Below are 12,749 nucleotides of genomic sequence, written 5' to 3' on the forward strand. Positions count from 1 at the left end.
CGTAAATCACAGGCCAGTCGAACCGCGCCTGGGAAACCCGGCAGCAAAGCACGGCAGGGACGCCTAGCGCCGCCGAAATGCTGCTGCATCTACCCGAGTTGACGGGCCCGCCGACAGGACGTGAGGCTAGTAGTCGGCCACGAGGACGGGTGTCCTCACCGCAGTGCGGTTCCAGCCTGAGACAGATGGCCTCGTTCCGGCCAGCACGTGATCACGAGGCTGACCAGGTGGCTAACCATCGCCCCGACGAAGCGATCGAAGGCATTGGATGAGCCCTCAGGAAGTCCCACAGAACCTGTTCTGCACGGTCGCTCCCTTCTGCCGCCGCGACGGCGACGGCCCGTCGACGTGCGGAGCGGTAGGGGCGTGGCACCGGCGGCGAGGCCGGACGACTCTCATGCCCGCCCCCGCGCGGTGCCCGGAAGCCCGAAACCGAGCCTAGCGAGCGGCGCGCCCGCGGTGTTGCCCGTGCGTGCACGGGCACGCGCGCAAGACCCAGAAACCGGCCGGCGCTCTGCGGGATCCGTCGTGCGTCGTGGGTGACGACCGACCAACCACCGGCGGCGGCTCGTGGCGCGAGCACACCGGAATAGGACTCGGCGCCCCCGTCGTTTCCAACAGTCGATTCAGAGACACGGTGAACCGTTCTCTGTCAGACCCGTGCCGCACACTGAGGCCGAACACTCGGCAGACCGAAGGATGAACCCCATGACCGACCGGCCCTTGACCCTCATGGCCGTGCACGCCCATCCCGACGACGAAGCCACCGGTACGGGAGGTGTGCTCGCCCGCTACGCGGCCGAGGGCATCCGGACGGTGCTGGTCACCTGTACCGACGGCGCCTGCGGGGACGGACCGGGAGGAGTCAAGCCCGGCGAGGCGGGACACGACCCGGCCGCCGTCGCCGCGATGCGCCGTCAGGAGCTGGAGGCCAGCTGCGAGGTCCTCAAGGTCAGCCACCTCGAAATGCTCGACTACGGGGACTCCGGGATGATGGGCTGGGCCGCCAACGACGCGCCCGGCTCGTTCTGGACGACACCGGTGGACGAGGCGGCCGCCCGCCTCGCCGACCTGGTGCGGCAGTACCGGCCCGACGTGGTCGTGACCTACGACGAGAACGGCTTCTACGGCCACCCCGACCACATCCAGGCCAACCGCATCACGTCGAGGGCGCTGGAGCTGGCCGGCACGGCGCCGAAGGTGTACTGGACGACGGCCCCGCGTTCGATGATGGCGCGGTTCGGGGAGGTCATGCGCGAGCTCGGCGGGGAGTGGGAGGAGCCGGGCTCCGAGGAGTCGGAGATGCCCGAGATCGGCCTCCCCGACGAGGAGATCACCACCTGGGTGGACACCACCGGGTTCGGAGGCCAGAAGTTCGACGCGCTGGCCGCGCACGCCAGCCAGGGCGAGAACATCTTCTTCCTGAAGATGGGCAAGGAGAAGTTCACCCAGCTGATGGGTGTCGAGACTTTCCTCCGGGTCCACGACACCACCGGCGCGGAGCTCCCCGAGAACGACCTCTTCGCCGGCCTTCGCTGAGCCGCCCCGCCCGGCGGAGCCCTCCAGGCCCCGGCAGCGCCCCGCGACACCGCGTGGTGTCCACAGCAGCACCGACCCGACGGCGGTGGCGATCCGTTCCGCCGGCTGCGCCGGGTCGGTGCTGCTGGATCCTTCTCACTGAGCTGCGAACGGCGAGCGCGCGAGGACACCGCACCCGGCCGGCAGCCCCGAGAACCGCCCCACACCTCGACCACACCCCCGGGGCGTCACCGCCCCGGCCGGTGCACCGTGGTCCACGGAGAGCCGTCACTGGCGGACTGTCATCTTCCGGACAGTGCAAAAAACTGTCCGGAAGATGATCGTCAGCCCGCCAGGCAGGCCCGTGAACTGCACCGTCACAGAAACACCACACTGCTTCCGGTCGGAATTGGTCTCTACCATTGCCTCGCCGACACATTCGGAGGAGGCTCCTCGGCGAAGCGCAGGGGCACGGAACCCCGGCGCTCACCAATGGGAGGAAGACCACCATGTCGCTTCGCAAGGCATTCTCCACCGCGGCCGTGGCCGGGATCGTGGCCGGCGGCGCCCTCATCGCCGCTCCGACCGCCCAGGCGGCCACCTACACCTACATCGGCATCTACCCGACCGCCGCCTCCTGCCACGCGGCCGGCCAGGCCTACGTGAACAACCACCAGGCCGTCGTCTACTTCTGTGACACCACCACCGAGACCGGCCCGGCGCGGCTCTCCGTGGTCTTCTACTGAGCCGCAGGAACGCACTGACGGTGGGCCGCACGGCCGGCGGCCCACCGTCGTTCGACGTGGTGGAGAAGGGATTGGAACCCCCTGCGCCCGATCGTTTCAGGATGAGGTGCGGAGTCGTCGCAGGGTTCGCCGGCGCCGCCCCGGCGCCCCTGCCGGGTGACATTCGGCCAATCCCCCCACAACCGGCGCGGCGAGCCGTAGATTACTGCAACGACTGACGGCTGAGACGGTGGGAGTGTTGTGGGAATCGAGAGCGCCTTCGGTACGGAAAACGGTGTGGGATCGACGATCGCCCTGCTTGAGGAGCGACTGCCCGCCGTGTTGGAACGGCGTCGCCGAGCGGAGGAGGACGTCGCAGCCGCCGTGCGGGAAGAGGAGGCCATCACCAAGGCACTTGAGGGGTTGCGCCTTCTGACCGGAACGCCACTCGGCGGGCAACGAGAGCCGCTCGCCGACGAGTTGGCCCCTGTCCCGGCCGAGGCCGCGGCCGACGGCCACGACAATGCGGCGACGACGGACACCCCGGAGGCGGAACCCTCGCCGGTCCCTGCGGCCCAGCCGGTCCCGCCGATCCCTGCGGCCCGGACCCCGAGGAAGGCCGCCGTCCGGAAGCCGGCCGTCCCGAAGGCTGCGGCCGCACCCGTGCAGGAGGCCAAGGCCTCCGTCCCCCGTGCGAAGAAGATCGCGAAGAAGGTGGCGAAGGACACCGGGCCCGCCGCGGCAAAGCGGGCGTCCACGGCCACGCCCGCAGCGCCCAAGAAGGCGGCGCCCGCCAGCCGGACAACCGCCGAACCGGCCGGGTCCACGGCGGGCGGGCGGCGCCAGGAGGTCGAAGCGGACAGCGTCCTGACGGTGCTGGCCCAGGCCGCGGAGCCCCTGCGAGCCCGCGAGGTGACCGAACGGCTGGGCCTGGACACCCTTCAGGGGAACATCAACACCATCCGCACCAAGCTGGAACGCCTCGCCAAGGCCGGTCGCGCGCAGCGCCCCGGACGCGGCCTGTACACCGCGGTGCCCGCCCGGAGCGAGACCGCGGGCTGAGGTTCCGGAAGCGGCCCGCTGCCCGAACCCCGTCGGGGTCGGTGCGTAAGACCGGCCCCTGCGCGGGCGGCGGGCTCAGTGCACGCTCCGTTTCACCGGCCGCCGGCCGCAGGCCCTTTGCGCCTGCGGCCGGGCCGTACCCGCCGGGGAGAGGCGTCACCTCCCACACCCCACTCGACCGGCCGCAGGCCCACTCCGTACCCGTGATGGCCCACGCCATGGTCGACGGCACGCGCTCGACGTGGTCAGATGCCGGTCTTGGCGGTGATCCAGAGCCGGTGGGCGCCGGTGCCGGTGTAGACGGAGGGGTAGTCGGTGCCGCAGTTGGCGGAGCCCCAGCTGACGATGCCGATCTGACGGCCCACCACCCGCAGGCCGGCGGCTGCCCCACCACCAGCACACCCACCACGGCACCGACCAACCGCCCGGCCATGCGCCACCGACCGCCCACCGACGTCATCTCGCCCCCGCCCCACCACGCCCCGGCGCCCCTCGCTCCGGGCTGCACCGCCCCGAAGCATGCCGGCCCCGATGACGACACCGCGACCCGCGACCCCGCCGTTCACGATCACCGGCCGACCACCGCGCCGAACCGGCCCCACCCCCTTCGAAGGCTCCACTCCGACGAACCACCGCCCTGACGCCGCTCCGCACGCTGCGCCTGCCGACGGCTACCGCAGTCGAACGCCGTAGCCGTCAGTCGGCCGCCAGGATCTCCACTCCGTGCGCCCTGAGTTGCTCGACGACCGTGTCGTGGGGGTCGGCGTCGGTGATCAGGCCGCTGACCTTCTCCCAGGGCAGGACGCGGAACCGCGAAGCCGTGCCGATCTTCTCGGACGAGGCCAGGATGTAGGTGTCCGCGGCCCGCGCGGCCAGGGCGCGCTTCATCGCGGCCTCATCGGCGTCCGCGGTGGTCAGTCCCGCTTCGGGGTGCACGCCGGTGACACCGAGCAGGCACAGGTCGGCGGAGACGTTCTGCGCGGCCTCGACCGCGGCGGCGCCGCAGGTGACGGCCGAGTGCTTGAAGACGCGCCCCCCGATCAGGAAGAGCTCCGCCCGTGGGTGGTCGAGCAGCGCCGCGGCGATCGTCGGGCTGTGCGTGATCACGGTGCAGACGAGATCACGCGGGAGCGCGTGGGCGACGGCGAGGGCGGTGGTGCCGCCGTCGAGGATCAGCGTGCTGCCCGGTCGTACCAGCGCGGCAGCCGCCGCGGCGACCTTCCGCTTGCCGTCCGGGGCCACGCTCTGCCGGGCGGCGTAGTCGACCACCGCCGGCGAAGCGGGCAGGGCGCCGCCGTAGACCCGCTGACAGAGTCCCTCGGCGGCGAGGTCGCGCAGGTCGCGCCGCACGCTGTCCTCGGAGATGCCCAGTTGGGCGGAGACCTCCTTGGCGACGACCTTGCCCTCGCGGGCGAGCAGACCGAGCAGGTGGTCGCGCCGTTCAGCAGCCAACATCCGCATTCTCTCCTGTTCTTGCACGTTTCTGCCTGTAGTGTAGCGCCCATGCCCGACAAGCCGATGCTCATCCTCATCGCCGGCCCCTACCGATCCGGCACCGACGGCGACCCGCAGGCCATGGCCGCCAACCTCGCCCGCCTCGAAGCCGCAGCCTGGCCCGTCTTCGCCGCCGGCCACCTCCCCGTGATCGGGGAGTGGATCGCCCTGCCCGTCCTGCGCTCCGCCGGCGCGGGCCCCACCGACCCCCTCGCCGACCAGGTCCTCTACCCCACGGCCGAGCGCCTGCTCGCCCGTTGCGACGCCGTACTGCGCCTGCCCGGCGACTCCACCGGAGCCGACCAGGACGTCGCCGTCGCCCACCGACGCGGCCTCCCCATCTACCACGACGTGGCCGAGATCCCCCGCCTCACCCCGCAGGAGACGGCGTGACCGGCCGCCCGGGTATCGACACCCCCGACCACCGCGGCCGCACCGGCCTCGACCGGGCCGGACGCGGCCTGGACCGCAACCCCGACATCCTGGTCCGCGACGTCGAGCTCACCTCCCGGGGCTGGCACGTCCTACGCCGCACCACCTTCGACTACCGGCGCCGCGACGGACGCTGGGAGACCCAGCAGCGCGAGACCTACGACCGCGGCAACGGCGCCGTCGTCCTGCCCTACGACACCGAACGCGGTCGCGTCCTGCTCACCCGCCAGTTCCGCTACCCCGCCTACGTCAACGACCACCCGGACGGCATGCTCGTCGAAGCCGCCGCAGGACTGCTCGACGCGGACGACCCGCCCACCGCCGTCCGACGCGAGAGCGCCGAGGAACTGGGCGTCGCCCTCGGCCCGCTCACCCACGTCCTCGACGCCTACATGAGCCCCGGATCCGTCACCGAACGCCTCCACTTCTTCGCCGCCCCCTACACCCCGGCCGCCCGGACCGGGAGCGGCGGCGGACTCGAGGAGGACGGCGAGGACATCGAGGTCCTCGAACTGTCCTTCGCCGAGGCCCTCGCCATGACCCGCGACGGACGCATCACCGACGGGAAGACCATCCTGCTCCTGCAATGGGCAGCACTCGACGGGCCCTTCGCCCCCGCCGCGGGCGGCCGCTGACCTACCCTGCCCGGTGGCCCGGCACCGAGCCGGGCACCCGTAGTGCTGTCCTGGCCGATCCGCGACGCCGTGCGACTACCTGCCTGCCGGGTCAGGGTCCCGTCGTGCCGCGCGCGAGTGGTCCGGCAGCGGCGTCCGCTGCCCCGGACAGCCGCGCTCCACCGGCCCGGGCCGCGTCTCAGGGCACGGGGACCACCCCGAGCAGCTCGCCCAGTCGGCGAAGCGTGGTGGGCGAGCTCTGGTACAGGGTGGTGAGGTCGAGGCCCTCGTCACCCATGACCGTCAGCAAGGCCTGCTCGGCGATCGCCATCACCACCACGTAGCCACCGTGGCAGCGGGTGACGATGTCGCACAGGCCGCCCACGCCGGCCTCGGCTGCGGCGTGCCGGCCGAGGCCGAGCATGGCCGCCGACAGCGCCGCGGCCGACTCGGGGTGGACGGTGTCCGTGTCGGCGGCCACCAGGAGGCCGTCCGCCGTGGAGATGAGGCTCTCCGAGACGCCCGTGACCTCGTCGCGGAGCGCCTTCAGTTCGTCGACCAGCACGGCGGTCGGTATCTGGCTGCTCATTTCGTGCTCTTCTCTGTCGACCGGTTCGCTCGGTACGGCGAGCGTTCGATGGGCCGGCGGAAGCGACCTTCGCTTCCTCGGACCGGCCGGGCCGCCGGTCAGGTCGGGAGGCAGGCTGCCTGCGGTCCGGCACCTGGCGGGGTTGCCCGTCGGACGGGCGGCCCTTGTGTCAGGGCAGGGTTCGGGCGTGCTGAGCCCGGCGCCGGGCGCTGCTCCTGCGGAGACGGTGGGTGAGGACGAGCCCGGCGGCCAGCAGCACGCCACCCGTGGCGAGGACGAACGACGAGGGGGCGGAGGAGCGCGCCACCGCCGGACGGCGTGCGTCATCGTCCGTGCCGGTGTCCGCCTCCCTCGGTACGTCCTCCATGACCGCGGGTGTGGAGGAGGGCGCCACCGCTGCGGCAGCGGCGGCGAAGACCCGCGCCGCCGACGGCGCGGGCGTCGGCGCCGCTGCGGAGGGCCGGGCCGGCGGGGGCGGCGTCACGGCTTTCGCGGACGTGCCGGAGGGTGGCGCGGTGGGCGCGGCGGGCGCCGGGGAGGTGGTGGGCACCGCAGCGGCGGCGGGGCCCACGGACGCGGCTCCCACCGCCACCACGGCGGCCAGGAGCGCACCGACCCGACGGCCGTGGCTGTGATGCTGGAACATGAACCATCCTGGCGTGGAGGAGCGACGGCGGACCTCTCGCCGATGCCGTGGTCCACGGCAAGCGTCTTGAGGGAGGTACCGGCCCTCCTGCGTGTGCCGAGTGCGACGGGGGCCGGTGACAAGTAACCGAGTCCCGCACTGCTTCTCCGTCCTGGTCCGACATCCACTCGTTACGGAAGCCGGGAAGACGGTCTCCGGGGTGAGGGCGGGCGCGGCCGACGCAGCCGGGGGCATCCACCGCCACGCTGCCGATGGTGGAGGGCCGTCGTCCTTCCCCGGCCCGGCACGGCACGGCCCACCTCAAGGAGGCCCGGAAAGTCGTCCGCGCGAACCGGGAGGAGGCCGTTCCACCGAATCCAACCGGACAACACTTCGTCCTCGACGAGTCGACCGCGGAAAGGATCGGGCGATCCCGTCGGGCCGGAATATCCACAACTTCGCTACAAGGACGACGGGTTACTCACCCGGCCGGGCACTTCCCTGGAATCATTCCCGAAGGGCATCGGGGAGGTGCTCGTGGACGCGATCGATGGGGGTTGCGATGAACGCTCGGATCAGGGACACGAAGCCGCCGACCCGGCCCCGGCCCCCGGGAGCGGTCGCCCGCGCACTGACGCAGGGCCTGTTCCTTCTGGCAGGACTGGCCGCCACGGTTCTCGGCTTCGGCTGGTTCGTCGACGCCAACGACGCGGCGAGCGCCTACCGCAACGCCCCGATCTGCGGCACGGCCGAACACGCGCCCGGCACGGACTGCGCACAGCGCGCGAGTGGCAGGGTGACGGCCAGGCACGCCGCCACCAGCGGCGACTCGACCGTCTACACGCTGACCGTGGCGCGCGGGACGGCCGTACCCGACGAGGCTCCCCGGCGCAGCTACACGGTCGACTCGGCCTTCTACAACGCCACGACGACCGGCGCGGACGTGGACCTGACGGTCTTCCGAGGGCGGGTCGCCGAGGTCTCCTACCAGGGGCACCGCGCCCAGAACGCGGGCACGCCCTGGCTGATCTCCCTCGAGATCGCCCTCCTGGCCGCCCTGGGATCGGCACTCACCGCCCACGGACTGACCTGGTCACGCACCGGCGCGCAAGCGACCCCCTTCTACGCCGCCATGGCCGTCTTCGTCGCCGCCATGGCGCTCTTCGGCTGCCTCACCCTCATCTCGTCCCAGCTGCCCCTCGCCGCCACCCTGGCCGTTCCCGTGCTCGGCTGGCTCCTCATGACCGCCTCCATCACCACGATCACCTGGCGCCCCCGGCCGGCCGGCTGACACCCCTTCCCGGGGCGGGGTGTCCGACTGCCGCTCACCACGCGCCGAGGACACCCCGTCATCGGGGAGTTGTCAGCCGATCCGGGCTACGCGGGCCGCGGCCACGGCCACCAGCAGTCCAAGACCGACACAGGCCGCGCAGACGAGGAACATCGTCTGGTACCCGGCGGCCCGGGCCACCAGCCCGAGGGCGCCGCTCCCGGCGGCGAGGCCCGCGGTGAAGCAGGCCCCGAAGGTGGACAGCGCCGTGGCGCGCTGGCGTTCACTGACCGAGCGCACCACGAACAGCCCCAGCACCGGGTAGATCTGCCACATGCCCACACCGATGAGGACACCGCCGATCACGCCCACGGCAAGGCCGTCCGCCACCCCGAGGAGCGCGATCCCCAGAGCCTCGACGAGGAACAGGCAGGCCAGTGCCACCGGTCGTGTGGCCTCCCAGCGGATCCAGGTGCCCGCCACCCGCAACAGCACCACGGTCAGGGAGTACGCGGTGACCACCGCCGCTCCCCCGGCGATGCCGAGGTCGTCGAACTTCGCGACCGCGAAGCTGGAGACGGCCGCGAAGCCGAACGCGGTGAAGATCAGCGCGACGCCGGGCAGCGCGGTGCCGAGCAGGGCCCGGCCCTTGTCGGTGCCGGTCCGCTCCGTCTTCGGCGGGAAGCGCACCTCGGGGACGCACAGGGCGATCGGGATGACGAGCAGGGCGATCAGCCCGGAGATCACGAACGCGGCCGCCGTGCCCACCAGGTGATCGATCAGGCTACCCAGCGGAGCACCCAGGCCGATGGCCACGTAGTTGACGGTACCGCCCAGCCCCAGCGCCCAGCTCTGCCGGTCCCTGGCGACCAGTTGCACCGGCCAGACCCCGGCCACGGCCAGCATCGCGCCCATGCCGACGCCCACCAGCATCCGCAGGCCGATCAGCTCGGCGATCGATCCGGCGAGCGGGTAGCAGACGGTGGCGAGCGTGGTCAGCACCGTTCCGCCGATGGTCAGGGCCCGGGTGCCGAGGCGGTTCATCAGCGCGCCCGACACCGGGCGGGACAGCAACGCGGTCAGCGCGTACCCGCTGATGACCGCGCCGACCTCCGCCGGACCACCGTGCAGCCGACCCGTGACGTAGCCGGGCAGGACCGGGATGGTCAGCGCGAACGGCATGTAGCCGATCCCGTTCGCCAGCGCGATCAACAGCGCGTACCGCAAGGAGCGCTTGTCGGTGGTCTCGGTCTCGGTCTCGGGTTCCAACTCGGTCCGCACAGATTCACTCCCTCATGTCCGGTCATGAGCCCAGCCGGTAGACGCGCTCGGAGCCTTCGATCTCCCCAAGTGGCTGTTGTCGTTCCGATCATGAGGGTTGGTGGTCGAACCGGACTCTCGATCGAGTGACTGTGGCGGGTTCCGGACCTGAAAGCACGGCCTCCTGACAACCCGAAGGGTATCTACGCCAACCAGCAGTCCGGAAGGACCTGTCATCGCATGCGCACGGCATCGCGGAGGTCATCGGTGCTTCCGGAACAGCGCCCGCGAGGGCTTCGGCGAACCCCTGCCCTGCGGCGACAGGTCGCCGAGTCCAGCCTGGAACCGCGTCAGCTGGTGCTGCCGATGTTCGTCAAGGGAAAGCGCCGTCGAGCCGATCCCCATCACCTCGATGCCCGGCGTCGTCCACCACACCCGTGACTCGCTGCGCAAGGCGGTCGTCGAAGCCACGGAAGCGGGCGTCGGCGGCGTGACGATTCTCGGAACTCCGGTCGCGTACGACGCGGAGGGGACCCGGGGCCTCGACCCGGGCGGCGTGCTGAACGCGGCGCTGCGCGATGTGCGGGCCGAGGTGGGCGACGGCACGGTGATCATGTCCACGTGTGCGTCGACGAGTTCACCGACCACGGTCACTGCGGGGTGCTCGACGAGCACGGTCAGGTGGACGACGACCGCACGCTGCGGATCTACGGTGAGACGGCCGTGGCACAGATCGAAGCCGGGGCGCACGTCGTCGGGCCGAGTGGAATGACGGTCGGCCAGGTGACCACGATCCGTGCCGCGCCGGACCGGGCGGGACATCCCGAAGCCGCCGTGCCCGCCTACGCGGTCACGGCTCCGGACGTCCCGCCGGGAGCAGCCCCGACAGCCTGGCCCTCCGGTCTCTGGTGAGAGGGTCGGACTGTCCGTGCCGACACCGGAGGTATCAGGCGCCGCAGGGCGTGTTGTTGATCCTCAGCGAGTGCGTGACGTCGTTGAGCTGGTACGAGCGCAGGTCGTGGATCGAGCCGCCCTCGCTCCCCACGCACACGTGCCGCCCGAAGTAGTTGTCCTTCTGGTAGACCCGTGCGGTCCGGCCGCTGTTGTTGATCACCGAGCTCCCCGCCCCTCGGATGTAGTCCGGCAGGTGCCGGACACTCCCGTCGACGGCGCGTTTGACGTACGGCTGGCCGACGAAGTCGATGTCCGGGTAGATGCACACGAACCCACGGGGACAGGCGATCTTGTCCCGGGGTCGCGCGACGGCCGCGCTGCTGCCGGAATCGGCCTGAGCGGGCGAGGTGCCGGTCAGCACCGTGGCCAGGGCCACGGTCGCGCCGGCGACCGCCAACGTCGTACGGGCACATATGCTGCGCATGCGATGTTCCCTTCGTAGTTCTCCGTGCGAGGGGGTGATGACGCGTCGGGCCGAACGGGCGGCGGACCGGTGGCACACGGCAGTGCGCTCGTCGGCAGATGCGGAGGGGCTACAGAGGGCCTGTCCAGCCGAATCGTTTCCGCATGCGGCCGACTTCGCGAGTTCACACGAAAGGGTTACCTGCGAGGCTCTTTCCTCGAACACGGGGCCGACCGACATCGGTCGGCCGCTCGATTCGGTCGAGAGAAACGCAGCCATTCCCGACCCGGGAACCGGAGTCGGGTGGTCGGTGGTTGATTACGGGAGCCGGACAGCCGACCCGGCCGGACGTCAGTCGCCCTCTCGCTCCACAGCGGTGCCGACCGCGAGCGAACCGGCGCCGATTCCGGGGAAGAGCCGGTCGACCTCCGGCCCGTCGGCGCCCTCGACGTCGACGGTGCCCCGCACGCCCAGAGCGAGGTGGGCGAAGCTCGGTGCCCACCGGGCCAGGACGGCCAGCGGCTCGCCCTCGCAGTCCGACCGCCCGATCCGCAGGTCGGGAAGGGTGAGGCTCTCCAGCTGAGGGAGGATCGGCGATTCGGCGAGCGCCGAGAACAGCTCGAACGAGGTCGCGTCGAACTCCGACCCGCCCAGGTCGAGGTGCTTCAGCGCCGGGAACCCCGCCGTGGTCAGCTCGTCGAGCTGCTCGACGGGACAGCACCCTCCGAAGACGTCGCACTCGGCCTCCACCACCAGCGACTCCACACCTCGCGTCGACCCGAGGTCGAAGTAGGCCCCGTCGCCGGTCGCGGGACCACGGACGCGAAGGCGCGTCAGGCCGTCGTGGAGGATCGAGCCGAGGAGGAACGCCCCCTGGAGTTCGAGCGTGCGCAGGGCGGGCAGCGAATCCCACGGAGCCGTCTGCACGAGCCCGTCGCCGTGGTAGTCCATGGGATCGATCCGGCCGCCCGTCGACGTCCTGCCGTCCTCGTAGAGGAACTCGAACCCGTAGCCGAAGGACAGGTGCTCCAGCCGGGGGCGCGGGGCGCCGGCGAGCGAGCGGGCGGAGTGCTCGGCGGAGTGGTGGTAGTCGGTCAGGCGCAGCTCCAGCACGCGCAGCCGGTGGGCGACGGGGTGGGACAGCACCGCGTCGATCAGCGCCCCCTCCCAGCGCTCGGGGTCGGTGAGATCGACGGCCGCGGCCCACGGGTGGTCCGCCAACAGCCCCTCGACCAGCGCCCGACGCCCCGCCCCGGTGTCCTCGGCCAGGGCGAACCGTGCCTCGTCGAGGAAGCCCCGCCTCCAGGTGAACCGCCAGGAGCCGTCCGTGCGCAGCCCGTCGAGACCGAGCTGCCGTTCCACCTCCGCGTAGAGCCCGGCGAGCCGGGCCCGGTCCCCACCCGCGGCCCCGCCGTCGGCGTCGCACGCGTGCTCCAGACGGATCGCCGCTCCCCGCGGGTCGCCGGCCGCGGTCAGCACGTCCGCGTAGATAAGCCACGCCTCCGCGTCGTCCGTCTCGGGAACATCCGCCACCACGAAAGAACGCATACCGGTCTCCAGATCCTCGCGGCGAGGTACGTGGGACAGGACCCGGACTCGCCATCGTCGCCAGCACCCTAGACGCAGCCACCGACAGACGAGCCGTCAGGGCCGTCGGCCTTCCGGCGCGGCCTCCGCGCGCACCGGCTGGGCGCGAACGGGACCGCCGCACCCGACCCGACAGCAGTGTCGGCGATGCCCCGCACCGGTCTGCCCGCACGCCCGTGGCGGCGCGGCGGCAGCCCGGGCCCCGGGAATCCCCGG

The 12,749-nt window shown here is 71.9% G+C and carries 13 protein-coding genes and 1 pseudogene; 8 read left to right on the forward strand and 6 right to left on the reverse strand.

From position 1 onward, the window contains the following. Positions 1–708: 708 nt before the first annotated feature. The 3 genes from ACFWOG_RS33965 (at position 709) to ACFWOG_RS33975 (ending at position 3,305) form a co-directional block, all read left to right on the forward strand. On the forward strand, positions 709–1,539 hold the full coding sequence (locus ACFWOG_RS33965) for a PIG-L family deacetylase (RefSeq protein ID WP_329952417.1): 831 nt from the start codon (positions 709–711) through the stop codon (positions 1,537–1,539). A gap of 488 nt (positions 1,540–2,027) precedes the next feature. Then, positions 2,028–2,264 carry a hypothetical protein gene (locus tag ACFWOG_RS33970; RefSeq protein ID WP_380363065.1) on the forward strand — a complete coding sequence of 79 codons (237 nt, stop codon included), beginning with the start codon at positions 2,028–2,030 and terminating at the stop codon, positions 2,262–2,264. A 276-nt stretch (positions 2,265–2,540) separates the two neighbouring features. Continuing rightward, on the forward strand, positions 2,541–3,305 hold the full coding sequence (locus tag ACFWOG_RS33975) for a hypothetical protein (RefSeq protein WP_380363067.1): 765 nt from the start codon (positions 2,541–2,543) through the stop codon (positions 3,303–3,305). A 696-nt stretch (positions 3,306–4,001) separates the two neighbouring features. On the opposite strand, the gene ACFWOG_RS33980 is transcribed toward ACFWOG_RS33975, so the two are convergent. Then, complete coding sequence (locus tag ACFWOG_RS33980) at positions 4,002–4,760, reverse strand: DeoR/GlpR family DNA-binding transcription regulator (RefSeq protein ID WP_380363069.1); 759 nt, start codon at positions 4,758–4,760, stop codon at positions 4,002–4,004. Between the two features lie 48 nt (positions 4,761–4,808). Here ACFWOG_RS33980 and ACFWOG_RS33985 point away from each other — a divergent pair, with 48 nt between their 5' ends. Both ACFWOG_RS33985 and ACFWOG_RS33990 read left to right on the forward strand, forming a co-directional pair. Next, positions 4,809–5,192, forward strand: a complete 384-nt coding sequence (locus tag ACFWOG_RS33985) for a DUF4406 domain-containing protein (RefSeq protein ID WP_380363071.1) — start codon at positions 4,809–4,811, stop codon at positions 5,190–5,192. Further along, a complete protein-coding gene (locus tag ACFWOG_RS33990) occupies positions 5,189–5,866 on the forward strand; it encodes an NUDIX domain-containing protein (RefSeq protein WP_380363073.1) in 678 nt (225 codons plus the stop codon). Before ACFWOG_RS33985 ends, ACFWOG_RS33990 begins: the two co-directional genes overlap by 4 nt. Positions 5,867–6,044: 178 nt before the next feature. Here ACFWOG_RS33990 and ACFWOG_RS33995 read toward each other — a convergent pair whose 3' ends face one another. Together ACFWOG_RS33995 and ACFWOG_RS34000 are read right to left on the reverse strand one after the other, a co-directional pair. Further along, on the reverse strand, positions 6,045–6,434 hold the full coding sequence (locus tag ACFWOG_RS33995) for a roadblock/LC7 domain-containing protein (protein WP_380363075.1): 390 nt from the start codon (positions 6,432–6,434) through the stop codon (positions 6,045–6,047). Positions 6,435–6,603: 169 nt separating this feature from the next. Then, complete coding sequence (locus ACFWOG_RS34000) at positions 6,604–6,801, reverse strand: hypothetical protein (protein WP_380363077.1); 198 nt, start codon at positions 6,799–6,801, stop codon at positions 6,604–6,606. Between ACFWOG_RS34000 and ACFWOG_RS34005 the strand changes: the two genes are divergently transcribed. Together ACFWOG_RS34005 and ACFWOG_RS34010 are read left to right on the forward strand one after the other, a co-directional pair. Further along, positions 6,800–7,069 (forward strand): hypothetical protein, encoded by a 270-nt coding sequence (locus ACFWOG_RS34005; protein ID WP_380363079.1) that lies wholly within the window; start codon positions 6,800–6,802, stop codon positions 7,067–7,069. The two genes, ACFWOG_RS34000 and ACFWOG_RS34005, sit on opposite strands and share 2 nt — an antisense overlap. A 552-nt stretch (positions 7,070–7,621) precedes the next feature. Beyond that, positions 7,622–8,350 carry a hypothetical protein gene (locus tag ACFWOG_RS34010; RefSeq protein WP_380363081.1) on the forward strand — a complete coding sequence of 243 codons (729 nt, stop codon included), beginning with the start codon at positions 7,622–7,624 and terminating at the stop codon, positions 8,348–8,350. A gap of 72 nt (positions 8,351–8,422) precedes the next feature. On the opposite strand, the gene ACFWOG_RS34015 is transcribed toward ACFWOG_RS34010, so the two are convergent. Next, entirely contained in the window at positions 8,423–9,610 is a 1,188-nt protein-coding gene (locus ACFWOG_RS34015; RefSeq protein WP_380363083.1) for an MFS transporter, read from the reverse strand. A 219-nt stretch (positions 9,611–9,829) separates the two neighbouring features. Here ACFWOG_RS34015 and ACFWOG_RS34020 point away from each other — a divergent pair. After that, a pseudogene (locus tag ACFWOG_RS34020) lies at positions 9,830–10,435 on the forward strand (porphobilinogen synthase); the annotation flags it as partial. Positions 10,436–10,535: 100 nt separating this feature from the next. Here ACFWOG_RS34020 and ACFWOG_RS34025 read toward each other — a convergent pair. Continuing rightward, positions 10,536–10,967, reverse strand: a complete 432-nt coding sequence (locus ACFWOG_RS34025; RefSeq protein ID WP_329883489.1) for a peptidase inhibitor family I36 protein — start codon at positions 10,965–10,967, stop codon at positions 10,536–10,538. 330 nt (positions 10,968–11,297) lie between these two features. Continuing rightward, positions 11,298–12,494 carry a hypothetical protein gene (locus tag ACFWOG_RS34030; protein ID WP_380363085.1) on the reverse strand — a complete coding sequence of 399 codons (1,197 nt, stop codon included), beginning with the start codon at positions 12,492–12,494 and terminating at the stop codon, positions 11,298–11,300. Positions 12,495–12,749 lie beyond the last annotated feature (255 nt).

Origin of the sequence: Kitasatospora sp. NPDC058406 (assembly GCF_042722765.1) — a bacterium.
In the GTDB taxonomy this organism is placed as follows: Bacteria; Actinomycetota; Actinomycetes; order Streptomycetales; family Streptomycetaceae; genus Kitasatospora.

Coding starts and splice junctions, on each gene's coding strand:
- ACFWOG_RS33965 (WP_329952417.1), top strand. CDS start 709: ATGACCGACCGGCCCTTGACCCTCATGGCCGTGCACGCCCATCCCGAC.
- ACFWOG_RS33970 (WP_380363065.1), top strand. CDS start 2,028: ATGTCGCTTCGCAAGGCATTCTCCACCGCGGCCGTGGCCGGGATCGTG.
- ACFWOG_RS33980 (WP_380363069.1), bottom strand. CDS start 4,760: ATGTTGGCTGCTGAACGGCGCGACCACCTGCTCGGTCTGCTCGCCCGC.
- ACFWOG_RS33985 (WP_380363071.1), top strand. CDS start 4,809: ATGCCCGACAAGCCGATGCTCATCCTCATCGCCGGCCCCTACCGATCC.
- ACFWOG_RS33995 (WP_380363075.1), bottom strand. CDS start 6,434: ATGAGCAGCCAGATACCGACCGCCGTGCTGGTCGACGAACTGAAGGCG.
- ACFWOG_RS34005 (WP_380363079.1), top strand. CDS start 6,800: ATGACCGCGGGTGTGGAGGAGGGCGCCACCGCTGCGGCAGCGGCGGCG.
- ACFWOG_RS34000 (WP_380363077.1), bottom strand. CDS start 6,801: ATGGAGGACGTACCGAGGGAGGCGGACACCGGCACGGACGATGACGCA.
- ACFWOG_RS34010 (WP_380363081.1), top strand. CDS start 7,622: ATGAACGCTCGGATCAGGGACACGAAGCCGCCGACCCGGCCCCGGCCC.
- ACFWOG_RS34025 (WP_329883489.1), bottom strand. CDS start 10,967: ATGCGCAGCATATGTGCCCGTACGACGTTGGCGGTCGCCGGCGCGACC.
- ACFWOG_RS34030 (WP_380363085.1), bottom strand. CDS start 12,494: ATGCGTTCTTTCGTGGTGGCGGATGTTCCCGAGACGGACGACGCGGAG.